Annotated in this window: 22 protein-coding genes and 1 riboswitch; of the genes, 15 read left to right on the plus strand and 7 right to left on the minus strand. The window is 71.7% G+C overall.

What is annotated here, in order from left to right:
* Nucleotides 1-4: 4 nt before the first annotated feature.
* Together H8838_RS09535 and H8838_RS09540 are read right to left on the minus strand one after the other, a co-directional pair.
* Nucleotides 5-1,795, minus strand: a complete 1,791-nt coding sequence (locus tag H8838_RS09535) for a GAF domain-containing sensor histidine kinase (RefSeq protein WP_181310944.1) — start codon at nucleotides 1,793-1,795, stop codon at nucleotides 5-7.
* A 175-nt stretch (nucleotides 1,796-1,970) separates the two neighbouring features.
* A complete protein-coding gene (locus H8838_RS09540; protein ID WP_181310945.1) occupies nucleotides 1,971-2,654 on the minus strand; it encodes a response regulator in 684 nt (227 codons plus the stop codon).
* Between the two features lie 127 nt (nucleotides 2,655-2,781).
* On the opposite strand from H8838_RS09540, the gene H8838_RS09545 reads away from it, so the two are divergent.
* Nucleotides 2,782-3,480, plus strand: coding sequence for a hypothetical protein (locus H8838_RS09545; protein WP_181310946.1), 699 nt, complete (start codon nucleotides 2,782-2,784; stop codon nucleotides 3,478-3,480).
* A gap of 61 nt (nucleotides 3,481-3,541) precedes the next feature.
* Nucleotides 3,542-4,294 carry an acyltransferase gene (locus H8838_RS09550; protein ID WP_224766500.1) on the plus strand — a complete coding sequence of 251 codons (753 nt, stop codon included), beginning with the start codon at nucleotides 3,542-3,544 and terminating at the stop codon, nucleotides 4,292-4,294.
* Between the two features lies 1 nt (nucleotide 4,295).
* On the opposite strand, the gene H8838_RS09555 is transcribed toward H8838_RS09550, so the two are convergent.
* Entirely contained in the window at nucleotides 4,296-5,783 is a 1,488-nt protein-coding gene (locus tag H8838_RS09555; RefSeq protein ID WP_181310947.1) for a sulfatase family protein, read from the minus strand.
* Between the two features lie 234 nt (nucleotides 5,784-6,017).
* Between H8838_RS09555 and H8838_RS09560 the strand changes: the two genes are divergently transcribed.
* The 13 genes from H8838_RS09560 (at nucleotide 6,018) to H8838_RS09620 (ending at nucleotide 19,010) form a co-directional block, all read left to right on the plus strand.
* A complete protein-coding gene (locus H8838_RS09560) occupies nucleotides 6,018-7,406 on the plus strand; it encodes a hemolysin family protein (RefSeq protein ID WP_181310948.1) in 1,389 nt (462 codons plus the stop codon).
* Entirely contained in the window at nucleotides 7,406-8,455 is a 1,050-nt protein-coding gene (locus tag H8838_RS09565; RefSeq protein WP_181310949.1) for a hemolysin family protein, read from the plus strand. Before H8838_RS09560 ends, H8838_RS09565 begins: the two co-directional genes overlap by 1 nt.
* A 58-nt stretch (nucleotides 8,456-8,513) precedes the next feature.
* Complete coding sequence (locus H8838_RS09570) at nucleotides 8,514-9,119, plus strand: CDP-alcohol phosphatidyltransferase family protein (protein WP_181310950.1); 606 nt, start codon at nucleotides 8,514-8,516, stop codon at nucleotides 9,117-9,119.
* The gene (locus H8838_RS09575; protein WP_181310951.1) at nucleotides 9,116-10,051 is read left to right on the plus strand and encodes a DUF881 domain-containing protein; all 936 of its coding nucleotides are present in this window, start codon (nucleotides 9,116-9,118) and stop codon (nucleotides 10,049-10,051) included. The genes H8838_RS09570 and H8838_RS09575 overlap by 4 nt, the downstream gene beginning before the upstream one ends.
* The gene (locus tag H8838_RS09580; RefSeq protein WP_181310952.1) at nucleotides 10,048-10,380 is read left to right on the plus strand and encodes a small basic family protein; all 333 of its coding nucleotides are present in this window, start codon (nucleotides 10,048-10,050) and stop codon (nucleotides 10,378-10,380) included. Before H8838_RS09575 ends, H8838_RS09580 begins: the two co-directional genes overlap by 4 nt.
* 388 nt (nucleotides 10,381-10,768) lie before the next feature.
* Nucleotides 10,769-11,491: a DUF881 domain-containing protein gene (locus tag H8838_RS09585; protein WP_185996215.1), complete on the plus strand. Its 723-nt coding sequence runs from the start codon at nucleotides 10,769-10,771 to the stop codon at nucleotides 11,489-11,491.
* Between the two features lie 57 nt (nucleotides 11,492-11,548).
* Nucleotides 11,549-11,935, plus strand: a complete 387-nt coding sequence (gene gcvH / locus H8838_RS09590; protein WP_181310954.1) for a glycine cleavage system protein GcvH — start codon at nucleotides 11,549-11,551, stop codon at nucleotides 11,933-11,935.
* A 108-nt stretch (nucleotides 11,936-12,043) separates the two neighbouring features.
* Complete coding sequence (locus tag H8838_RS09595; RefSeq protein WP_181310955.1) at nucleotides 12,044-12,571, plus strand: FHA domain-containing protein; 528 nt, start codon at nucleotides 12,044-12,046, stop codon at nucleotides 12,569-12,571.
* Nucleotides 12,572-12,630: 59 nt separating this feature from the next.
* On the plus strand, nucleotides 12,631-13,329 hold the full coding sequence (gene ftsR, locus H8838_RS09600) for a transcriptional regulator FtsR (protein WP_185996214.1): 699 nt from the start codon (nucleotides 12,631-12,633) through the stop codon (nucleotides 13,327-13,329).
* 56 nt (nucleotides 13,330-13,385) lie between these two features.
* Nucleotides 13,386-13,850, plus strand: coding sequence for a bifunctional nuclease family protein (locus tag H8838_RS09605; protein ID WP_181310957.1), 465 nt, complete (start codon nucleotides 13,386-13,388; stop codon nucleotides 13,848-13,850).
* A gap of 276 nt (nucleotides 13,851-14,126) precedes the next feature.
* Nucleotides 14,127-14,648: a MerR family transcriptional regulator gene (locus tag H8838_RS09610; RefSeq protein WP_219924161.1), complete on the plus strand. Its 522-nt coding sequence runs from the start codon at nucleotides 14,127-14,129 to the stop codon at nucleotides 14,646-14,648.
* 44 nt (nucleotides 14,649-14,692) lie between these two features.
* Nucleotides 14,693-14,789, plus strand: a riboswitch (glycine riboswitch).
* A gap of 79 nt (nucleotides 14,790-14,868) precedes the next feature.
* On the plus strand, nucleotides 14,869-17,736 hold the full coding sequence (gene gcvP, locus H8838_RS09615; protein ID WP_185996212.1) for an aminomethyl-transferring glycine dehydrogenase: 2,868 nt from the start codon (nucleotides 14,869-14,871) through the stop codon (nucleotides 17,734-17,736).
* Complete coding sequence (locus tag H8838_RS09620) at nucleotides 17,733-19,010, plus strand: serine hydrolase domain-containing protein (RefSeq protein ID WP_185996211.1); 1,278 nt, start codon at nucleotides 17,733-17,735, stop codon at nucleotides 19,008-19,010. The genes gcvP and H8838_RS09620 overlap by 4 nt, the downstream gene beginning before the upstream one ends.
* A gap of 3 nt (nucleotides 19,011-19,013) precedes the next feature.
* On the opposite strand, the gene H8838_RS09625 is transcribed toward H8838_RS09620, so the two are convergent.
* The 4 genes from H8838_RS09625 to H8838_RS09640 all read right to left on the minus strand — a co-directional run bounded on the left by H8838_RS09625 (nucleotide 19,014) and on the right by H8838_RS09640 (nucleotide 23,700).
* Nucleotides 19,014-20,411 (minus strand): metallopeptidase TldD-related protein, encoded by a 1,398-nt coding sequence (locus H8838_RS09625; protein ID WP_224766501.1) that lies wholly within the window; start codon nucleotides 20,409-20,411, stop codon nucleotides 19,014-19,016.
* The gene (locus tag H8838_RS09630) at nucleotides 20,408-21,928 is read right to left on the minus strand and encodes a TldD/PmbA family protein (protein WP_185996210.1); all 1,521 of its coding nucleotides are present in this window, start codon (nucleotides 21,926-21,928) and stop codon (nucleotides 20,408-20,410) included. Before H8838_RS09630 ends, H8838_RS09625 begins: the two co-directional genes overlap by 4 nt.
* A gap of 66 nt (nucleotides 21,929-21,994) precedes the next feature.
* Nucleotides 21,995-23,068 (minus strand): CU044_5270 family protein, encoded by a 1,074-nt coding sequence (locus H8838_RS09635; protein ID WP_185996209.1) that lies wholly within the window; start codon nucleotides 23,066-23,068, stop codon nucleotides 21,995-21,997.
* An 8-nt stretch (nucleotides 23,069-23,076) separates the two neighbouring features.
* A complete protein-coding gene (locus H8838_RS09640; RefSeq protein WP_185996208.1) occupies nucleotides 23,077-23,700 on the minus strand; it encodes an RNA polymerase sigma factor in 624 nt (207 codons plus the stop codon).
* Between the last annotated feature and the right edge of the window lie 72 nt (nucleotides 23,701-23,772).

The following is a 23,772-nucleotide window of genomic DNA, read 5'->3' on the forward strand; positions in this document are numbered from 1 at the left end:
AGCCTCAGGCGTCCGCCTTCCCACCGCCTCGTCGCGAGGCGCCTGAGCGCACAGGGGCCGCCGCCGAGCCCGCGGGGGCGGGCAGGGGCACCCACCACACGACGCTGGTGCCGTGCCCCAGCGCCGAGATCACGTCGAGGTGACCACCGCGCAGCTCCGCACGCCGACGCAGGTTCTCCAGCCCGCTGCGGACACCGGCCCCGTCCATGCCCTTGCCGTCGTCGGTGACCCGGACGGAGATCCCGTCGACCACGCTGACCTCGACGGCGCACAGCTGCGCACCGGCGTGCCGGTTGGTGTTCGTCAGGGTCTCGGTCACCACGGCGAGCACGTCGTCGATCAGCTCGTCGGTGACCAGGGCTCGGACCGGTCCGCGGAAACGGAGCGTGGGGTGGAGCTTCATGGTCCGCCCGGCCCGCTCGACCACCTCGTGCAGCATCTTGCGGGGGTCGGTCGCGTCGTGCACCGAGCCGAGCGCGAAGATGCTGCGACGGATGTCGCGGATGGTCTCCTCGATGTCGTCCACCGTGCGCTCGAGCCGTTGTCGCATCTCCTCCGGGTCGTGACCCAGCGCGATCGTCTGGAGCTCGAGGCCCACGGCGTACAGGTGCTGGATGACCAGGTCGTGCAGGTCGCGGGCGATCCGGTCGCGCTCGTCCACCACGACCGACCGCTCCCGCTCCCGCAGCGACGCCGCGACCTGCAGGGCGGAGGATGCGCGCTGCGCGAGCAACGCCGGCAACGAGACGTCCTGAAGCACCTCGGTGGGGTCGACGTCGCGTCGCCAGGCCAGACAGATCACGCCGGCCCGGCCGTCCGGCAGGGCCAGTGGCACCAGGACGCCCCGGCCGGTCGGGTCGGCCCCGAGCGACTGAGCCACGTCCGCGCTGCGCGGGTGACGCGTGAGGTCCTCGACGGTGAGGGGACGCCCGGTCGCCGCGACGCAGTGCTCCAGAGAACGTGTCAGGTCGACCGCGGCAAGGACCCTCGGGTCCACCTGACGACCGGCGACGGCCTGGATCCGGAGGCTGTCGGCGTCCGCCCCGGTGGCCACCCACGCCAGGTCGGCCCCCGCGATCTGGACGGCGAGGTCGGCCACCATCTGCGGGGCCAGCTCGTCCCCGTCCGGGTGCAGGATCGCGGTGCCAAGGTCCGCCGCGGCCCCCAGCCAGCGCTCCCGCCGGCCGGCCTCCTCGCGCAGGTGGGCATGGTCGATGGCGATGCCTGCCGCCGCGGCGAGCGCCGTCACGACCTCTTCGTCGGTCCGGCTGAAGCCGTGGGGGGCCACGCTCTCCTCGACCACCAGCGCACCGAAGACACGGTCGTGCAGCCGGACCGGAACGGTGAGGCCGGGTCCTGCGGCCGTCCCGCCCGCGCGCGGCGCGGGGACGGCAGGGGCGTGCTCGTCGTGCCAGTGCCGCGGGTGCTGGTCCAGCAGCATGCTCAGCACGCCGGGACCCTCCGGGAACCGGCTCTGACCGTGGAACGGGTCCTGACCGGACGGGTGCACGTCACCGGGCACGTCACCTGGCACGTCACCTGGCACGTCACCGGTCACATCACCCGGCACGTCGACCTGGTACGTGACGAGCACGCGTAGCTGGTCCGCCTGGTCCTGGTGCGGAACGCCCAGGGCGGCTCGCCGCCCGCCGCCCAGGCGGGCGGCGGCCTCGACGATCCTGGCCAGCACCTCGTCCAGGGAGAGGTCCGTGGCGAGGGTGGCGACCATCTGCAGGAGCAGGCTCCATCGCCGTTCGTCGTGTCCGACGAGGTGGTCCTCGGACGCCTTCTTCATGAGGTCCTCGAATGAAGGGTCGCCGCTGACAGGCGGAGGCACGCTCCCCCCGTCGAGTCCGCCCGAGAACTCTCGCATGCTCACTCCTTGGCAGCGAATGTGATCTACGTTACCAATGGCTCACAGGTCCCACCAGAGCATGGACCGCTCTTCGGGATCGGGCGTCGCGAGGTCTTCAGCGCGAGGGGTGATGGTCCTGACGCGTCGCGATGATCGCCGCCTGGGTCCTCGTCTCCACCCCCAGCTTCCCCAGCATGATGGAGACGTAGTTCTTGGTCGTCTTCTCCGCCAGTCCGAGGTGCTCGGCGATCTGCCGGTTGGTCAGTCCCTGACCGACCAGCTCGAGCACCTGGTGCTCCTTGGGAGTCAGGTGCTTGGTCAGCGGGTCCTTCGGCGGGCCGTGACGCAGACGCTCGAGGACGTGGGACGTCGCCACGGGATCGAGCATCGAGTGTCCGCCGGCCACGCGGCGGACGCTGTCGACGAAGTCGGCGGCCTTCACCTCCTTGAGGACGTAGCCCGCCGCGCCGGCCATGATGGCGGCGAAGAGCGCTTCGTCCTCGTCGTAGGAGGTGAGCATGAGGACCGCGATGGTCGGGTCGATCGACCTGACCTGTCGGCAGACGTCCACCCCCGACCCGTCCGGCAGCCGCACGTCGAGGATCGCGACGTCCGGGCGCAGTGCCGGGATTCGACGGGCCGCCTCGGCCGCGCTGCTGGACTCGCCGACCACCACGATGTCGCCCTGCCGTTCCAGCAGACTGCGGATGCCGTGGCGGAGCAGCTCGTGGTCATCGAGCAGAAAGACCGTGACCGGAGCCCTGGGGCTCTCCTCTGGTGTGCTTGACCCATCCCACATGGCCCGAGCGTAAGGCTGGGTGCGCGGGTGTGTCGTGGTCCCGGGACCCGCGCCACAAGTGACGAACGCCCCTTGCGCTCGGGGTGCGTCCGTACTAGCTGGCCTCTCCCCGGTAGCATCCGGCCAGGTGAGCCCAGATCCTGTCGCCCTGCCTGACGCCGTTCCCACTCCCACCTTCTCGGTGGTGCGTACGGCGGACGTGGCGCTCAAGGCGCTGCTGCTGATGATGCTGGCGATCACGCTGATCAGCCCCGAGTGGGCCAACCTCGAGGGCAAGGGCGCCGAAGCCCGGGCCGTCGCCTACCCGCTGCTCGCCTTCGCCATCCCGCTGATCTGGTGGAACAACTGGCGCGACCGCGCCGCCTACCCGTGGGTCCCGTCGCTGCTGGTCACCGTGACCTGCTTCTCCGACGTGCTCGGCAACCGCCTCGACCTCTACGACAAGATCGTCTGGTTCGACGACTGGATGCACTTCATCAACCTCGCCCTGCTGGCGGCCGCGGTGGTGCTGCTGACGCTGCACCGCACCACGGGCCTGGCGCTCGTCGTGGAGCGCGCGCTCTCCTTCGGCGCTACCGGAGCAATCGTCTGGGAGATCGGGGAGTACTTCGCCTTCCTCTCCGGGTCCAGCGAGCGAGCCTTCGCCTATGCCGACACCCTCAGCGACCTGGGTCTCGGCGTGCTCGGCGCCGTGGTCGGCGGGGTCGTGGTGCACCGGCTCTGGGCGGCCGGCGCCCTGCAGGACACCGCGCCCCAGCTCGAGCTGGACGGCTCCGGTGACCTGCTCCGGCCCGTGGCCGGCCCGCAGCGCACCCCCGTCCGTTGACCTTCGCGCACAGCCTCCCCAACCGCCTGCGGGAAGACCTACCGGACGGTAGGGTCCCGGCGTGATCACCGGTCGTCGTCTGCTCAACCGTGCCGTCCACCGGGTCCACCGGTTCGTCGAGTGGTACGGGGCTACGGCCCCGGGCACCGACCTCGGTGACGAGTTCGGGTCCCTGGGCCTGGGCAGCTGTGTCGCCTTCCCGCACGCCTCGCTGATGGGGACCCGTTCCATCCACCTGGGTGCCGGCACCCTCGTGGGCCGAGGATGCACCCTGTCGGTGGGCTACAGCCCCGAGGACGCCAACCTCCCGGAGCGGGGCCTGGTGATCGGGGACCGGTGCGTCGTCGGCGCGCGGTCCACGATCACCGCGCACGAGTCGATCGAGCTCGGCGACGACGTGTGGTTGGGCCAGGACGTCTTCATCTCCGACGCCTCGCACGGCTACCAGGACCCCGAGACCCCGATCGGCATGCAGCTCGGCGAGCACCAGCCGGTCTCCGTCGGGTCGGGCACCTGGATCGGGCACGGGGCGATCATCCTGCCCGGGGCCCAGGTGGGTCGCAACGTCGTGGTGGGGGCCGGGTCGGTGGTCCGGGGCGCGGTGCCCGACCACAGCGTCGTGGTGGGAGTCCCGGGTCGGGTCGTGCGCCGGCTGGACCCAGGCGTGGGCTGGGTCTCGACCACCGGGTCCCGGGACGTGCGGCCGGCGATGGACGCTCGAGAGGTCGCGCGGGTCCTCGACACCCTGCCCGAGGCGCACCCGGCGCGCCGGCAGCTCGCCGACCGGGTCCGGCTGCGGCCCGTCGGCTCGTGACCTAGGGTCCGATCCGTCGGGGCAGGGCTCCCAGGTCGAGCTCGGTGAGCGGGTCCGGGACGGGGCCGAAGACCCGGTTGCAGTCCGCACCGGCGCAGTCGACCAAGAGGTCGCGCCGTCGCCGGAGCTCGTCCCGGGTCCCCGCGTAGAAGGGGTCTTCGACCCGGTTGGTGAGCTCGAACGGGTCCACGAGCCGGTCGATCAGCACCTCGTCCCGGCCCTCGGCCCCGACGGCGTACAGGTAGCGGTGCGTGCGGACGCCGCGCACCTCCCAGCCGTCGCCTGCGGTCCGACCGGTCTGCACCAGCGTGGTGTCCCGCCAGGGACCGGTCTCCCCGCGCAGCAGCGGAGCGAGCGAGAGGCCGTCCAAGGAGGCGTCCGGGGTCAGCCCCGCCAGGTCGACGAAGGTGGCGGGCAGGTCGACCAGGGAGACCGGAGCCGCCGACGACCCGTGCCTGACCCCGCCGCCGGCGACGAGCAGGGGGATCTGGAGCGCCTCCTCGAGGAGCACGTTCTTGCCGATCAGGTGGTGCTCACCGAGGAGGAAGCCGTTGTCGGAGGTGAAGAACAGGTAGGTGTCCTCCCAGACTCCTTCCTCCTTCAACGCGGTCACCAGGTCGGCCACCGAGCGGTCCACCGCCTGGAGGCTGCGCAGCCGGGCCCGGTGCTCGGCTCGGACGGCGGCGAGCCGACGGGGATGGGGGCGGGCCATCACCTGCGTGCCCTCGGCGTCCTGCTCCATGGAGAAGCTCGGCTTGCCGATGGAGACGGGCTCCGCCTCGGTGAACGAGTCGCGGTCCTCCGGAGCCGACAGCGGCGGCATCCGCTCGCCCGAGTCGCTGAACCGGTAGTGCGGTGCCAGGTGCCAGGAGAGGAGCAGGAACGGGCGGTCGCCGGCCGCGAGCTCGCGGGCCGTCCGGGTGGTCTGCTCCGAGATGACGTCGCTGACGTAGGCGTCGCGGTAGCGCTGCTCCCGGTCGCCGTCGGCCAGGCTGAAGTCCTGGTAGCTGTACACGCCCCGGGTGAGCGCGTGCCACCGGTCCCAGCCCTCCTGCGGACCGTCGGCGGGGCCGTACTTGTTGAGGTACTTGCCGACGAAGGCCGTGGCGTACCCGCCCTCGCGGAACCAGGTGGCCAGCGTGGAGGAGGGGTCCAGGGCGTCGAAGCCGCCGTGCTGGCCGTTGTTGTGGCGCACCCCGTTGTTCTGGGCGTACTGGCCGGTGAGGATCTCGGCCCTGGCGGGGCAGCACAGCGGGTGGGGGGAGACCGCGTCCACGAAATCCATGCCGTCGTCCTGCAGGGCGGCCCGGGTCAACGGCATCTCGTCGAGCTCGTAGTCGTTCTGGTCGTCGGTCATCACCAGGACGATGTTCGGAGGGTCCTCGACGCGCTCCGAGACAGCCGCCGGGAGTGCGTCGCGGGAGGCCGGCAGGCCGGCGACGAGGAGTGTGGCCGTGAGCAGCACGGCCACACGTCTCCAGCTGGGCATGAGGGAGATCTGGTTCCTTCTCGGGACGGGCTCGGAGCCGACGGGTCCGGGCCGCGGTCGGCGAAGCATCCAGCCTACGGGCTGACCGGTACAGTGTCGCTCACCGTTGTGCCCAGCCAGAAGGATTGCCTCGCCACACATGGACGGCCCTCAAAGTAGCCCTCCCGGAACAGTCACTCCCGGAACACCGACTCACACGCGGCGCCCCTGCCGCACGACCCGAGGGTCACGACGATGACGCCGTGGATCCTCCTCGGCGTCTCGCTGCTGCTGATGGTGGCCTGCGGGCTCTTCGTCGCCGCGGAGTTCTCCCTGGTCACCGTGGACCGCAGCGAGGTCGAGCGACTCGTCGAGCACGGTGACGCGGGTGCCGCGGGTGTGCAGGCGGCCCTGCGGAGCCTCTCGACCCAGCTCTCCGGCGCCCAGGTGGGCATCACCATCACCAACCTCGCCATCGGCTTCCTGGCCGAGCCGGCGGTGGCGCAGCTGATCGACGGACCGCTGCTCTCCGCCGGGGTACCGGAGTCCTGGGTGACTCCGCTCGCGGTCGCCCTCGGCCTGGTGCTCTCCACCTTCTTCACCATGCTGGTGGGAGAGCTGGTCCCCAAGAACCTCGCGATCGCGGTCCCGATGGCGACCGCGCGGGCGACCCAGGGCTTCATGCGGGGGTTCACCACGGTGATGGCCTGGCCCATCCGGGGTCTCAACGGGTCGGCGAACGCGATCGTGCGCCGTCTCGGGGTGGAGCCCCAGGAGGAGCTGCGCTCGGCGCGCAGCAGCCAGGAGCTCTCCTCGCTGGTGCAGCGCTCCGCGGACGAGGGGACCCTCGACGCGGAGACCGCCGAGCTGATGGAGCGCTCCGTGGAGTTCGGCACCCGCACGGCCGCGGAGATCATGACGCCCCGGGTGCGGACCAGCACCCTGGAGGCGGGCGACCGGGCGCTGGCGGTGATCGAGCTGGCCCGCCAGACCGGACACTCCCGCTTCCCGGTGCTCGACGCCGAGGACGCCGTGGTGGGGACCGTGCACGTCAAGCACGCGGTCGCCCTGCCCGTGCACGAGCGCCCGACCACGCGGATCAAGCACATCATGGTCAAGCCGATCGTGGTCCCGGACTCGCTCCGCCTCGACCCCCTGCTGGCCCTGCTGCGCCAGGACGGGTTCCAGATGGCGGTGGTCCTCGACGAGTACGGCGGCCAGGCCGGCATCGTCACGCTCGAGGACGTCGTGGAGGAGATCGTCGGCGACATCTCCGACGAGCACGACCGCCTGGGGGACCGGGCCCGACAGCGGCGGGACGGCACCTGGTCGCTCTCCGGGCTCCTGCGTCCCGACGAGGTCGAGGACGCGACCGGGATCGAGCTGCCCGAGCACGAAGACTACGACACCATCGCCGGTCTCGTCGTCCGCGAGCTGGGCCGGGTGCCCGCCGTGGGGGACACCGTGCAGGTCGTCGTCCCCGTCCGTGACGAGTCGGGGGAGCGGCACCAGAGCCCGGTGCGACTGAGCGTGGAGCGGATGGAGGGCCTGCGGGTGGACCGGGTGGTCCTGACCCCGGAGACCTTCGCGCCGGACGCGGAACCGACCCGACAGACCCCTCGCACCGAGGGAGGCGGAGCCTGATGAGTGACCTCGTGGCCGTCCTGGTGGCGGTACTGCTGCTGGCGCTCAACGCCTTCTTCGTGGGGGCCGAGTTCGCGCTGATCTCGGCCCGCCGCAGCCAGATCGAGCCTCTCGCCGAGGCCGGCTCGGCCATGGCCCGGACCACCCTGCGGGCGATGGAGCAGATCTCGGTGGTGATGGCCGGGGCACAGCTGGGCATCACCATCTGCTCGCTGGGCCTCGGCGCCGTCGGCGAGCCGGCCGTGGCACACCTGATGGAGCCCGTCTTCGAGCGGGTGGGCGTCCCGCACGAGCTGGTCCACCCGATCTCGTTCGCGATCGCCCTGACCATCGTGGTGTACCTGCACGTCGTGCTCGGCGAGATGGTGCCGAAGAACCTCGCCATCGCCGGTCCCGAGCGGTCGGCGCTCCTGCTCGGCCCGCCGATGATGGTGGTGGTGGCGCTGCTGCGGCCGGTGATCCTGGTCATCAACGCGTGTGCCAACACGATCCTGCGACTGCTGCGGATCGAGCCGCGGGACGAGGTCGCCTCCACCTACACCCGCGAGCAGGTGGCCGCCCTGGTCGAGGAGTCGCGCGGGGAGGGCCTGATCGAGGCCCACGAGTACGACCGGCTGGCGGGGGCGCTGGGCTTCACCGAGAAGTCCGTGCGCTCGGTCCTCATGCCGGCCCGGACGCTGACCACGGTGCCACGCGGCACCACGGTCGCCACCGTCGAGGAGGTCTGTGCCGCCACCGGGTACTCGCGGTTCCCGGTCGCCCGCGCCGACGGCGAGCTGGTGGGCTACCTGCACATCAAGGACGTCCTGGAGACCGACGAGGAGCGACGCCAGCGGGTGGTCGACGACAAGTGGATCCGCCCGTTCGCGACGGTCCGGCCCGAGGACCCGCTGCACACCGCCCTGGAGTCCCTGCAACGGCGCGGGGCCCACATGGGCCGGGTCATCGCGGAGGACGGCTCGCTGCTCGGGCTGGTCACCCTCGAGGACGTGCTCGAGGAGCTGGTCGGCGAGATCCGCGACGCGGCGCACCACGACGAGCCGGTGTGACCGGCGACGATCGAACGCGTCGGTAGGCTTGCTGCGTGCCCGAGGACAGGACGAGAGAGTGACCCACCAGCGCGAGCGCAGCGTGCGCGTGTGGACCGTCCCCAACCTCCTGAGCGTGCTGCGGCTGCTCAGCATCCCGGTCTTCCTCTGGCTCGTGCTGGTGCCCGAGGCGGACGGCTGGGCGCTGGCCCTGCTGATGCTCTCCGGGGTCAGCGACTACCTGGACGGCTACCTGGCCCGGGTGCTCGACCAGTACTCGCCGATCGGCGAGGTGCTGGACCCGCTGGCCGACCGGCTCTACATCCTCGCCGTGGTGGTCGGCCTGGCGATGCGCGACATCATCCCCTGGTGGGTGGCGCTCGCCCTGCCGCTGCGCGACGTGCTCCTGTGGGCGCTCGTCCCGCTGCTGCGTACCCGCGGCTACACCGCGCTGCCCGTGCACTTCCTCGGCAAGGCCGCGACGTTCAACCTGCTCTACGCCTTCCCGCTGCTCCTGCTCGGCGGCGGGGACGGCGTGGTCTCGACGCTGGCGAACGTCTTCGGCTGGGCCTTCGCCCTGTGGGGGATCGGGCTCTACTGGTGGGCCGGGCTGCTCTACGCCTGGCAGGTGCGCACGCTGCTGCTCACCACCCCACCGGTGCCTCGGGCGGAGCGGGCCGGATGACCAAGGACGAGGTGACCGAGGACGGGGTGACCAAGGGCGAGGCGCCCGGGCGCGCTCCGGGCAGGACGGGCGCTGGGTCGGGGCAGGAGCTTCCGCCGCACGTCACGCTGCCGCTGCTCTCCCTCATCACCTCGCAGTCCATGGACGAGGACTACCAGCACGTCGCACAGCGCCGTGGGGGAGGGCAGGTCCCCCGGACGGAGCGTCCGACCCGGGACCGGGTGGTCACCGCCCTGGTGGTCGCGGTCTTCGGTGCGCTGGTCGCAGTCGCCGGCGTGCAGACCTCCCGCAACGCGGACGTCGACGCGCTGGGCCGCGCGAGCCTGGTCTCCCAGATCCAGGCCGGCAAGACCGAGGTGCGCGACCTCCAGGACCGGGCCGGCGAGCTCAAGGCGAGCAACGCCGACCACGAGCAGGACCTGAGGGTGCTGCGCGAGCGCGAGAGCAACCTGAGCCAGCAGGTGAGCCGGATGGCGATCCGCACCGGCTACCTCCCGGTGCGCGGTCCGGGGCTGCGGATCACCGTCGACTCCGCCCCCGGGGCCGTGGACTCCGACGTCGTCCAGGACGACGACCTGCTCTTCCTCGTCGACGGGCTGTGGGCAGCCGGGGCCGAGGCGATCGCGATCAACGGCCAGCGGCTGACCACGCTGTCCTCGATCCAGAACTCCGGCAAGGCCATCCACGTCAACGTCCGGCCGCTCTCGCCGCCGTACGTGATCACCGCGATCGGCGATCCGGACACCCTCGAGGCACGGTTGCTGCGGACGACGCACGGATCGGTCTTCTACAGCCTGGCGCGTTCGTTGGAGTTCAGGTTCGAGATCGAGCAGGATGACAGACTCGAGCTGCCCGCGGCGCGCACGCGGCGGCTGCTCCACGCCACCGACGGGGTCGACTCGACCTCACGTCAGAAGGAGATGGCACCGTGATCGCCGCACTCGGGCTGCTGCTCGGCATCCTGGCCGGTCTGTTGTTCCAGCCCGACATCCCGATCGGGCTCGAGCGGTACATGCCGATCGCCGTGGTGGCCGCGCTCGACGCCGTCTTCGGCGCCCTCCGCGCCTACCTGGACGGCATCTTCGACGACAAGGTCTTCGTGGTCTCGTTCCTGAGCAACGTCGTGCTCGCGGCGGCCATCGTCTACGTCGGCGACCGTCTGGGCGTGGGCAACCAGCTCCAGACCGGAGTGATCGTCGTCCTCGGGATCCGGATCTTCTCCAACTCCGCGGCCATCCGCCGCCACATCTTCCACGCCTGAGACCATGCCTGCGCCCAAGAAGAAGCCACCCGAGTCGAAGCCGCCGAAGCAGGCGAAGCCGCCGACACCGGAGCCACAGGAGCCCTCGAAGCCCGGGTCGCCGAAGTTCGAGTCACCCAAGCCCGAACCCTCGAAGTCCGAGTCACCCAAGCCCGAGCCCTCGAAGTCCGAGTCACCCAAGTCGGAGTCACGGAAGTCTGGGTCATCGAAGTCGGAGGCCTCCGCACCCCAGACCACGACGTCAGGGCCTCGGAAGTCGGGGTCGCAGAAGTCCGATGCGCAGCAGCCCCCGGAGCCGGAGCCCCCGGAGCCGGAGCCCCCGGAGCCGGAGTCGGCGTCGCCGGGACCCGAGCCCGAGGAACCCGAGTCAGAGACCCCTGAGCAGGCGTTGAGCCCGACGCAGCGGGCATGGCACGCGCTGCGCAACCCGTCGCGCTCCCAGGCGGTCGTGGCGGTGCTCCTGGCGATCCTGGGGTTCGCTGCGGTGACCCAGGTGCGCAGCATCGAGGCCGACGACACCTACGAGGGCCGGCGCGAGGAGGACCTGATCGAGATCCTCAACGGCGTGACCGGAACCACGGACCGGGCGCGCCGCGAGATCGCCCAGCTGGAGCAGACCCGCCGCAACCTGGAGACCGACTCCAACGCCCGCCGCGCCGCCATCGAGCAGGCGGAGGAGCGGCTGGAGACCCTCAACATCCTGGCCGGGCTCGTCCCGGTGAGCGGGCCCGGCGTCCGGGTCACGATCACGGAGGCGGAGACGCCGGTCCGGGTGGACCGCCTGCTCGACCTGGTCCAGGAGCTGCGGACCGCAGGAGCCGAGGCGATCGAGATCAACGACGAGGTGCGTCTGGTCGCACAGAGCTCGTTCCAGGAGGTCGACGGTCGCCTCGAGGTCGATGGCGTCGCACTGGACCCGCCGTACGTCGTCGAGGCGATCGGGGAGCCGAACACGCTCGAGGGCGGCGTCGGGTTCCCGAGCGGCCCGGTGGCGGCCCTGCGCGGCGAGGACGGGGCTGACGTGGTGATCGAGCGCCCCGCCGAGGTGGTGATCGAGTCCGTGCGCGACCTGGCCCGGACCGACTTCGCCGAGCCCGCGCAGGGGCAGTAGCCTCAGGCCAGCCGTCAGGACCGGTCCGGCTCGGACCACGGACCCAGAGGAGACCTGATGTACCCCGAGGACCTGAAGTACAGCGCCGAGCACGAGTGGGTGCGTCTCGCCGACACCCCCGACACGGTGCGGGTGGGCATCACCCACTTCGCCCAGGACGCCCTGGGGGACATCGTCTACGTCTCCTTGCCCGAGCTGGGCGAGGTGCTCACCGCGGGCGACGCGTGCGGCGAGCTGGAGTCGACCAAGTCGGTCAGCGACGTCTACGCGCCGGTCAGCGGCGAGGTGGTCGGGCGGAACGAGTCGCTGGAGTCGACGCCCGAGCTGGTCAACAACGACCCCTACGCCGGCGGCTGGCTCTACGAGGTGGCCCTCTCGGACCCCTCCGAGCTGGACGGGCTCCTGGATTCGGCCACCTACCAGCAGGGTCTGGACGCCGGATGAGCACGCTCGGTTGCATCTGCTGGTAGTTTCATAGGAACCTTCAGCCTCAGCCGGGCCTTGAAGGTTCGGCGTCACCAGGGGATCCGGACACGGAAAAGCGGAGGACACATGCCGTTCTGCACGGCCTGCGGGAAGCCCAATCCTGACGACGCGCGATTCTGCGCCCAGTGCGGGTCCAGACTCGTCGCCGAGACGTCGGGGGAGCCCGAGGGGGCCCCGGCGCACGAAGCGAGCGACTCGACCGCCACGATCGCGATCGCGAACGAGCGCGCCGAGAGCTCCGACCGGGCGCTGAGCCCGGTCGACGCAGCGGCCGTCGACGCACTGCCCGCCGGCTCGGCCCTGCTGGTCGTCCAGCGCGGCCCGGGTGCGGGGAGCCGGTTCCTCCTGGACACCGACCTGGTCGCCGCCGGCCGGCACCCGGAGTCGGAGATCTTCCTCGACGACGTCACCGTCTCCCGTCGGCACGCGGAGTTCCGCCGTGAGGGCGGCGTGTTCCGGGTCAGCGACGTCGGCAGCCTCAACGGCACCTACGTCAACCGGGACCGCATCGACCAGGTGGAGCTCAGCGACGGCGACGAGGTCCAGATCGGGAAGTACCGGCTGGTCTTCTTCGCCGGGCACGTGGCCGGCTGAGCGAGCGACGCGTGGTCTCGCAAGCCTCCTCCGCGCCCTCCGGGGCGCCGAGGGCGAGGATGAACATCGGGCAGGTGCTCGATCTCCTCCGCCCGGACTTCCCGGGGATCACCATCCCCAAGATCCGGTTCCTCGAGGACAAAGGGCTGATCAAGCCCGAGCGGACGCCCGCCGGCTATCGCAAGTTCTCTCCCGACGACGTCGACCGGCTGCGCTACGTCCTGCGCATGCAGCGGGACCACTACCTGCCGCTCAAGGTCATCGGGGAGCACCTCGACGCCATCGACCGCGGACTGGAGCCGCCGCCCATCGAGGCGGTCGTGCCGACGGTGCCGCAGGTGGCGCTGGCCAGCGACGGGCTGCCTTCGCCTGAGTCGTTCGCGCGCCGGTCCGACGTACGGCTCTCACGCCGCGAGCTGCTGAAGATCGCCGAGGTCAGCGAGGAGCTCCTCGCCCAGCTGGAGCAGTTCGGCCTGATCACCCCGCGGCCGGGCACGGGTCACTACGACACCGACGCCCTGGTCATCGCCAAGACGGCGCGCGAGCTCGCCGACTTCGGCTTCGAGCCCCGGCACCTGCGCGCGTTCAAGACCGCCGCCGACCGCGAGGTCGGGCTGGTCGAGCAGGTGGTGGCGCCGCTCAAGCGCGGCCGCGACGCCTCGGCCAGGGCGCGGGCGGACGAGGCCGTGAGCGAGATCGCCGCCCTGTCGGTCCGGCTGCACGCGACGCTGGTCAAGAACGGCCTGCAGGGCAGCTGACCGACCTCGGGTGCGCGTCCCGCACCCGCTGACCCCGAGCAGAGTAGGCTGACGACGTGCGCGAGGTAGACGTCATCGGAGTCCGGGTGGAGATGCCCTCCAACCAGCCCATCGTGCTGTTGCGCGAGGTCGCAGGGGACCGTTACCTGCCGATCTGGATCGGTGCGGTGGAGGCGACTGCGATCGCTTTCGCCCAGCAGGGGGTGGTGCCCCCACGGCCGTTGACCCACGACCTGATGAAGGACGTGCTCGACGCCACCGGAGCGCCGCTGAGCGAGGTGCAGATCACCGAGGTCCGCGACGGTGTCTTCTACGCGCTGCTCGTCTTCGGCTCCGGCGCCCAGGTCAGCGCCCGCCCCTCGGACTCGATCGCGCTGGCGCTGCGCACGGGCACGAGGATCGTGGTGGACGAGGACGTGCTGGACGAGGCCGGACTGGCCGTCCCTGCGGAGCAGGAGGACGAGGTCGAGCGGTTCCGGGAGTTCCTGGACCAGGTCACCCCGGAGGACTTCGAGGCGTGACGCACGCCTCGACCATCAGCCTCCGGTGAAGGTTGAGGGTTGCACCTCCCCGCGTGGCGCGTTGACCCCCTCCCTGGCGAGGCTTACGGTGAACTGTCTCCGTTGTAACTCCAACGTTGTGGTTGCCCAGCAATCCGCCTCGTCCTTCCCCCTAGGGAGTTACGCTGACGCGGAGTAGACGACGGAGGGTCCCCAGTGGGCGTTGACGAGAATCACCAGGAGCGGGTCGCCCGACTCGAGGCGGAACGCGCCGCCGAAGCGGCCGACGAGCAGGGTCTGCTGTTCACCGACGACGTGTCCCCGCTGCCCAGCGACGCCGGCTACCGCGGTCCCACGGCGTGCAACGCCGCCGGGATCACCTATCGGCAGCTGGACTACTGGGCGCGTACCGGCCTGGTCGAGCCGACCGTCCGCGGCGCCTCGGGCTCCGGGTCGCAGCGGCTCTACTCGTTCCGCGACATCCTGCTGCTCAAGGTGGTCAAGCGACTCCTGGACGCGGGCATCTCGCTGCAGCAGATCCGCACCGCCGTGCACCACCTGCGCGAGCGCGGGACCGACGACCTGACCAGGGTCACGCTGATGAGCGACGGTGCCTCCGTCTACGAGTGCACCAGCAACGACGAGGTGATCGACCTGCTCCAGGGCGGTCAGGGCGTCTTCGGCATCGCCATCGGGGGAGTGTGGCGCGAGATCGAGGGCACCCTCTCCGAGCTTCCCAGCGAGAAGCTGACGACGGAGCAGGGGCCCGTGGCCGGCGACGAGCTGGCGGCACGCCGCGCCGCTCGCAAGATCGGCTGAGCGCGCCTCGTCCGTCGCGACGGTGGTAGATTCGACCGCGCTGACGATCCCGCGCGGGAGAGTCCTGGTGGCACCTCCACCAGCGCCGAAGGGGCAATTCCTCCCCGGAACCTCTCAGGCACCAAGGACCGCGCGGTGCAGGCGGCTCTGAAGCGTGCGGGGCACCGTGGGTGACAGAGGGGGAGGACGACCTGTGATCGTCCGACCCCCGGAGCGTGCCATGTCTGACCTGCCCCGTCCCCTCGACCTTGCCTCCGCGGCCTTCGTCGACCGTCACATCGGTCCGCGGGCCGACGAGGTCCAGACCATGCTGGCGGCCGTCGGGCACGACTCGCTGGACTCGCTGATGGACGCCGCCATCCCACCGGCCATCCGGGCCGAGCGGCCGTTGAACCTGCCCGCTCCGGTCAGCGAGGCACGGGCGGGTGCGGAGCTGCGCGAGCTGGCGGCCGCGAACCAGGTCGCCGAGGCGATGATCGGGCTGGGCTACCACGGCACCATCACCCCGGCGGTGATCCGGCGCAACGTCCTCGAGGACCCGGCCTGGTACACCGCCTACACGCCGTACCAGCCGGAGATCTCCCAGGGCCGGCTCGAGGCGCTGCTCAACTTCCAGACGGTCGTCGGTGACCTGACCGGTCTACCGACGGCCAACGCCTCGCTGCTGGACGAGGGCACCGCGGCGGCCGAGGCGATGACGCTGGTACAGCGGGCGAACCGGAAGGCGACCGGACCGTTCGTGGTCGACCAGGACGCACTGCCCCAGACCATCGCGGTGGTGCGCACACGCGCCGAGGCGATGGGCATCGAGGTCGTGGTGGCCGACCTGGACGAGGGACTGCCGGAGGGCCCGGTGAGCGGACTGCTCGTCCAGTACCCGGCGGCCTCGGGCAGGATCCACGACCCCCGGCCGCTGATCGAGGCCGCGCACGCGCAGGGCGGGCTCGCCGTGGTCGCCGCCGACCTGCTGGCGCTCACCCTGCTCGAGTCGCCGGGCGCGATGGGGGCCGACGTGGTGGTCGGCTCATCCCAGCGGTTCGGCGTCCCGCTCTTCTACGGCGGACCGCACGCCGGCTTCATGTCCGTGGGCCAGGGGCTCGAGCGGCACCTGCCCGGTCGACTGGTCGGGGTCTCGGTGGACGCGGAGGGCAGGCCGGCGTACCGGCTCGCTCTGCAGACCCGGGAGCAGCACATCCGTCGGGACAAGGCGACCTCCAACATCTGCACGGCCCAGGTCCTGCTGGCCGTGGTCGCCGCCATGTACGCCGTCTACCACGGTCCCGAGGGACTGCGGGCGATCGCGCGTCGCGTGCACGCGCACGCGGCGTCCATCGCGGGCGCCCTGAGCCGGGCGGGCATCGAGGTGGAGCACGCCGAGTTCTTCGACACCCTCTCGGTCCGGGTGCCGGGCCGGGCCGCCGAGGTCGTCGCGTCGGCGCGGACCCTCGGCCTGCACCTGCGGCGGGTCGACGAGGACCGGGTGGGAATCTCCACGTCCGAGACCACCACCGGCGAGACGGTGCGAACGGTGCTGGGGGCGTTCGGCCTGGAGGCCGCCGGCGACGACACGGCACCCGACGAGAAGCTTCCGGAGAACCTGCGGCGACAGACGCCCTACCTGACCCACGAGGTCTTCTCCACCCACCGCAGCGAGACCCAGATGCTGCGCTACCTGCGCCGGCTCTCCGCCCGCGACTACGCGCTGGACCGGGGGATGATCCCGCTCGGCTCGTGCACGATGAAGCTCAACGCGACCGCGGAGATGGAGCCGATCAGCCTGCCGGGCTTCGCCGACCTGCACCCCTTCGCGCCCGCGGAGGACGCGGCCGGCTACCACGCGCTGGTCGCCGACCTGGAGGGCTGGCTGGCCGAGGTGACCGGCTACGACGAGGTGTCGGTCCAGCCCAACGCCGGGTCGCAGGGCGAGCTGGCGGGACTGCTGGCGATCCGCGGATTCCACGAGGCCAACCGTGAGGAGGGGGCGCCGACGCGCGACGTGTGCCTGATCCCGTCGTCGGCGCACGGCACGAACGCCGCGTCGGCTGTGATGGCCGGCATGCGGGTGGTCGTGGTGAAGGCCCGTGAGGACGGGTCGGTGGACCTCGACGACCTGCGTGCCAAATGCGAGCAGCACGCCGAGACCCTCGCCGCCATCATGGTCACGTACCCCTCCACCCACGGCGCGTACGAGGACAGCATCAGCGAGCTGTGCGAGGTGGTCCACGCCCACGGAGGGCAGGTCTACGTCGACGGGGCCAACCTCAACGCGCTCCTGGGCTACGCGCGGCCCGGGGAGTTCGGTGGCGACGTCTCCCACCTCAACCTGCACAAGACGTTCTGCATCCCGCACGGCGGTGGCGGGCCCGGGGTCGGCCCGGTCGCGGTCCGCTCGCACCTGGCGCCCTTCCTGCCCTCGCACCCTGCCCACCCGGTGCCGGGACGGCGCGAGGGCATCGGCCCGATCAGCGCCGCGCCGTACGGCTCGGCCGGCATCCTGCCGATCTCCTGGGCGTACGTGCGGATGATGGGCGCCGAGGGACTCACCCGGGCCACCGCGCACGCGGTCCTTGCCGCCAACTACGTGGCGACCCGGCTGGAGAAGTACTTCCCCGTGCTCTACCGGGGCCACTCCGGGCTGGTCGCCCACGAGTGCATCCTCGACCTGCGGCCCCTGACCAAGGAGACCGGGGTGAGCGCCGAGGACGTGGCCAAGCGGCTGGTGGACTACGGGTTCCACGCGCCGACGCTGTCGTTCCCGGTGGCGGGCACCCTGATGGTCGAGCCGACCGAGTCCGAGGACCTGGGCGAGATCGACCGGTTCGTGGAGGCGATGATCGCCATCCGGCACGAGATCGACCGGGTCTCGGCGGGCGAGTGGAGCCCCGAGGAGTCCCCCCTGCGCCGCGCCCCGCACACCGCGGCGTCGCTGGTGGGGGAGTGGGACCGCGGCTACTCCCGCGACCTCGCGGTCTTCCCGAGCGGACCCGACCCGGACAAGTACTGGCCGCCCGTGGCCCGCATCGACCAGGCGTACGGCGACCGCAACCTGGTCTGCTCGTGCCCACCCCCGGAGGCCTTCGCCGAATGATCGAACGTCGTCAGTCCTGCCTCGACCTCGCCCAGTCCGAGGGCCGGCTCTCCTCGGTGCTGGGGGCCGTCTTCGACCGGTACGGCGTGGTCTGGGCGGGTGCCTCCGGGGAGGGGGCGGGACTGGACGGCCAGTATCGGATCGGGTCGATCACCAAGACCATGACCGCGGTCCTGGTGATGCAGGCGCGTGACGCCGGACTGGTCGACCTGGACGAGCCGGTCTCCCGGCACCTGGGACCCGTGGGGTACGGCGAGGCCACGCCCCGCCAGCTGCTCAGCCACACCGCGGGGCTCCAGAACGAGCCCTGCGGACCGTGGTGGGAGCGCAACCGCGGCGGAGACTTCGCCGCGCTCGCCGCCGCCAACGACGGCTCGGGCCGGGTGGCGCGGCCCGGGGAGATGTTCCACTACTCCAACCTGGGCTACGCACTGCTGGGCGAGGTGCTGGTGCGGGTCACCGGCACCTCCTGGCGACAGCTGGTGGTGGAGCGCCTGCTGATCCCGCTGGGCATGACCCAGACCTCGTACCTCCCCCGGCCGTCGGCCCAACCGGGATGGAGCGTCGACCACTTCACCGGGGAGCGTCGGCTGGAGCCGCTGGCCAACACCGGCGCGATGGCGCCCGCCGGGCAGCTCTGGTCGACCATCGCCGACCTGGTGCTGTGGGGGCAGTTCCTCTCCGGCGCCCGGCCGGACATGCTCGATCCCTCCTCGCTGGCGGAGATGACCACTCCGGTGACCGAGGACTTCGGGCTCGGGATCCGGCTGCTCCCCGGTACCGGTGGTCTGCTGGTGGGGCACTCCGGCTCGATGCCGGGGTACCTCGCCGCGCTGTTCGTGGACCCCGGCTCCGGGATCGGCGGGACCGTGCTGGCGAACGCCACGACCGGCGTCGACCAGACGCAGCTGGTGCTCGACCTGATCGACGGGGACTTCGTCGACGAGCTGCCCGTGCCGTGGGTTCCGACCGCTGAGCTGCCGCCGGAGGTGGCGGGCATCCCGGGGCTCTGGTTCTGGGGCAACAGCGCCACCGAGGTGCGGTGGCACAACCAGGTGCTGGAGGTCAGGCCGATGACCCCGCCCGGGGCGCCCTCGCGCTTCGCCCTGGTCGACGGGGTGCTCGTCGGCACCGAGGGATACCACCGCGGCGAGACCCTGCACGTGTCCCGGGACGCGACTGGTGCGGTGACGTGCCTGGAGGCGTCCACGTTCGTGTACACCCGGGTCCCGTACGGGACCGAGACCGCGGCGGGCCGTACGCCTCGCCTCTGACGGTCAGAGGGCCTGGGAGACGCTCGACATGTTGAAGTCCGGGATGCGCAGGGCCGGCATCGCCGTCCGGCTGAAGTAGTCCTCACCCCACTCCCGGCTGAACGCCGGCACGGTGTCGCCGGCGTCGGTGACCCGTCGGAGCAGGTCCAGCGGGCTCTCGTTGAAGCGGAAGTTGTTGACCGCCCCGGTGATCTCGCCCCCCTCCACCAGGTAGACGCCGTCCCGGGTGAGCCCGGTGAGCAGAAGCGTCTGCGGATCGACCTCGCGGATGTACCACAGACAGGTCAGCAGGAGTCCTCGCTCGACGTGGGCGACCAGGTCGGCCGAGTCGCCGCGGGTGCCTCCCTCGACCTCGAGCACCAGGTTGTCGATGGCAGGGGTGACCGGCTGTCCGGTCAGGCCGGCGGAGTGCCGGGTCTGCAGCAGAGCGGTGAGGCGACCGTCGTCCAGCCAGGCGGTCCGGCCCAGGGGCAGTCCGTTGTCGAAGACCGAGGAGGTGTTGCCCGAGGCGCCGGCCACCACGAAGGGGGTGCACTCCAGCCCGGGGTAGGCGGGGTCGGAGAAGAGGGTGGTCCCGGGCGCGACCATCTGCTCCCCGAGCCTGGTGCCGCCCGCCCTGCCGCTGAAGACGGACTGACCGTCGTGGGCGACCCGCGCTCCGGCGCTCCAGTAGGTGTCGATCATCAGGTCGGCCACCGCGGTCGGCGGCAGCACGGTGTCGTACCGCCCCGCGGGAAGGTCGACCCGGCGCTGCGCCCAGCCCAGCCGGGTGGCGAGCTCGGCATCGAGGGCGAGCGGATCGATCCCGGCGAAGTCGCGGGTGGCGCCGCCGACCCAGGCGCTCCGGGCGAGGTCGTCGGTCTTGCCGGTGACCCCGTAGTGCCCGGTGGGCTGTACGTGGCGCAGTCGCAGACCGGTGGTGCTGCCCAGGTAGGTGGTGGTCATCTCGTGGAAGACGAAGCCGTAGAGCAACCGCTGCTGCGCGCCGGCGCGCAGGAACGCCTCGCCGAGAGCCGGGGCGAAGGAGCCGAAGACGGCGATGTCCGTGCCGACCGGTGGCTCGGCCCAGTCGGGCGAGGCCTCGTCGGCCGCCAGCGGCGCAGCATCCTCCGCCGGCTCCGAGGCGCGGGCCGCCGCGTCGGCCTGGGCGACCAGGGCCTCGACCTGTGCCCGCGTGGTCGCCGAGGAGGACGCGGAACGGGTCGCCGTCCCGCCGGCCGAGCGCACGAACGAGATCACCGTGACCTGGACGCCGTGCATCACGCCGTTGGTGGTCAGCGTGTTGGTCGCCCAGCGCAGGTTCGCGCTGGTGCGGTCCTCCAGGATCACCAGGCAGTCGTCCGCCGTGGAGGAGGAGAGGGCGAGCTCCACGAGCTCCTGGGGGGAGGGATTGTCGATCACGCGCCTGCCTCGTCGTCGGTGTTGAGGATGCGGACGTCCCGGAACAGTGCGCTGGGACAGCCGTGACTGACGGCCGCTACCTGCCCCGGCTGGGCCTTCCCGCAGTTGAAGGCACCGCCGAGCACCCAGGTCTGCGGACCGCCCACCGCTTCCATGGACCCCCAGAACTCGGTGGTGGTCGCCTGGTAGGCGACGTCGCGCACCTGGCCACCCAAGCGCCCGTTCTCGATGGTGAAGAACCGCTGACCGGTGAACTGGAAGTTGAACCGCTGCATGTCGATCGACCAGCTCTTGTCGCCGACCACGTAGAGCCCGCGCTCCACCTGGGAGATCAGCTCCTCGGTGCTGGGACCGTCCTGTGCCGGTTGGAGCGACACGTTGGCCATCCGCTGGACGGGGACGTGTCCGGGGGAGTCGGCGTACGCGCAGCCGTTGGACCTTCCGCCGTTGAGCTCGGGCCGGGCCGCGGCCATCGCCCGGTCGAGCTGGTAGCCCACGAGGATCCCGTCCCGCACGATGTCCCAGGCCTGGGTCGCCACGCCCTCGTCGTCGTAGCCGGTCGTGGCCAGGCCGTGCTCGACGGTCCGGTCGCCGGTGACGTGCATGGCGGGGGAGCCGTAGACGAGGGAGCCCAGCTGGTCGTAGGTGGCGAACGAGGTGCCGGCGTAGCTCGCCTCGTAGCCCAGCGCCCGGTCCAGCTCGGTGGCGTGGCCCACCGACTCGTGGATGGTCAGCCACAGGTTGGACGGGTCGATGACCAGGTCGTACGTCCCGGCCTGCACGCTGGGGGCCCGCAGCTTCTCGGCGAGCAGGTCCGGCACTTCGGCGAGCTCGGCGTCCCAGTCCCACCCGGTGCCCGTCACGTACTCCCAGCCCCGGCCCACGGGCGGCGCCAGGGAGGCCATCGAGTCGAAGGTGCCGGCGCGCTCGTCGGAGCCCATCGCCTCGAAGCCCGGCTGGACCCGGATCCGCTGCTGGGTGGTCCGGGTGCCGGCGAGGTCCGCGTAGTACTTGTTCTCCTGGACCTGCTGCAGGCTCGCGGCCGCGTGGTCGACGACCGGGTGCCGGGTCAGCCGTGCGGTCCAGTCGATCAGCATCGCCGCCTTCTCGCCGGTCGGCACGGCGAACGGGTTCACGTCGTAGGCGGAGACCCAGGTGGCATCGGCGTGCACCGGCTCCGGCGCCAGCACGACCGGTTCGGTGGTCATGCTGGCGGCCAGCTCGGCGACGGCGAGGGCCTGGTCGGCCACCCGTCGTACCTCCTCGGCGCTGAGCGCCACGCCGCTCGCGAACCCCCAGGCACCTCGGTGGAGCACTCGGACCGCGAAGCCGAGGTCCGCCACGTCGCTGACTCCCTGGAGGGCGGAGTCGCGCACCGCCAGGTGCTGGTAGAGGTTGCGCTCCAGCCTGAAGTCGGCGTGCGATGCACCCCGCTCGGCGGCACGCTCCAGGGCGACACGTGCCAGCTCGTCGAGCGGGAGGCTGAGGAAGGAGGGATCGACTTCCCGATGGTCCATGGGGACGAACCTACTGGGTCCGGGGTCCGAGCCGCCCGGAGCAGGGCCCGCGCTTCCCGGATCCGCTCAGGTGGCGGCGGGTCCCCGGTCGCCGGGCCGGACACCGATGGCGTCGGCGACCCCGCGTTCGAGCACCGCCGTGGCGCCGAAGAGCACAGCGGGGGAGCCGCCGCGTCCGGACAGGTACCACCTCGTGCCCAGCGGCACCGGCGAGCTCGGCCGGAAGACCCACATCGCCGTCACCCCGGAGAACTCGTCGGTCCGTGAGATGCCGAACCCGCGACGTCCGACGGCGTCCTGCACGTCTGGCGTGTGCTCGACGCCGGGGATCTTGGTGAGCGCCTGGAACAGGTGGCCGGAGAGGTCCGGCGGGACCAGTCCCTCGGAGATCATGTCGCCGATCCGCTCGAAGGCGTACTGGTCCGAGGACACCGGCGAGCCGAGGTGCTGCTGGCTGGCGATCTCCTTGATCAGCGCGTCGGGGTCGGCGGGCAGTGACGAGAGCCATCGGTACGTCGGGCGCTCGGGGCCGGCGGGTGCGACGTACCCGCCGCTGGTGACCGGCCAGTCCTGGCCGTCCTCGCGGATCAGGCCCAGCTCGTCGGTCGAGCCGGCCTGCGAGAGCCAGATCTCCCGCTCGTGCGGCTCGCCGAGGGTCACCGCACCCCCGAGGGTGCCTTCGTTGCTGATCACCGTGCTCCGGACGTAGACGAACTGGTCCTCCGCCACCGTCGGCGTAGCGGTGCCGAGGGCGATCGAGGTGAGTCCGTCCAGTGCGCGTACGGCGTCCGGCTCGGCACGTACCGGCAGCGCCGTGGGTCCCTGTGCCGGCGTGGACGGCTGCAGGGCCAGGGCGCCCACCCCGACGACCGCGGCGAGGCACGCGGCGACCAGGGCGGCCGGGCCCACCCGGCCGAGCAGGTCGCGGGCTCGCGCGCGAGCGGGCCGATGGATGGCCGGCTCGTGAATGACGGGCTCGTGAATGACGGGCTGGTGAATGACGTGCTGGTGAATGACGCTGAGCAGCTCTGACTCGAGCCGGGCGCGGGACTGGTCGTCGAGCGGCTGCGGGTCGGGCGGAGGGGCGAGCTCGAGCAGCTCGCGGACCAGCTGGTCGTGCGCGCGGTCGGTGGTGTGCATGGGAGCTCCTAGGAGAGGGGGCGAACCGCGCTGGCGGACCGGGGCAACGGGCGGGGGGAGGGAGGCGGCTGGCTCGTGGCCAGGGCTCGGAGCCGGGCTCGCGCCCGCGAGAGACGTGAGCGCACGGTGCCCTCGGCGACGCCGAGGGCACGAGCCGCGTCGCGGGTGCTCACCCCCGACCACACGCACAGGGCCAGCACCTCGATCTCGGGGTCCCGCAGGCCGTCGAGTGCCGCGCGGGTGCGGGCCAGCAGCTCCGCGTCGTCGAGCCGCGAGGAGACGCTGTCGGCGATGTCGGGCACGGTGCTGTCCAGACGGTGGCCCTGCCGGGTGACGAGACGCTGCTGACGGGAGCGTCCGCGGGTCGCGTTGAGCGACTGCCGGGCAGCGATGGCCAGCAGCCAGGGAACCAGAGGGGCGTCCGTGTCGCTGATCGAGGACCGGTTCTTCCAGGCCGCCAGGAAGGTCTCGCCGACCACGTCCTCGGCGAGTCCGCGGTCGCCGCACAAGCCGGCAGCCAGGCGGTGCACCCGCTGGGCGTGGTCGCGGAACAGCGACGCGTACGCCTCGGGGTCGCCGGCGCGCAGCCGTCGTCGCAGGAGCCGCACGGGAGCGGCCTCGTCTGGGTTCACATGGATGACTGTCCGGCAGGGACCCGCCGTTGCAGTGACCCGGATCACGTCTCCCGGCGGCGTCACTCGCCC

This window comes from Nocardioides campestrisoli (assembly GCF_013624435.2).
Classification (GTDB): Bacteria; Actinomycetota; Actinomycetes; order Propionibacteriales; family Nocardioidaceae; genus Nocardioides; species Nocardioides campestrisoli.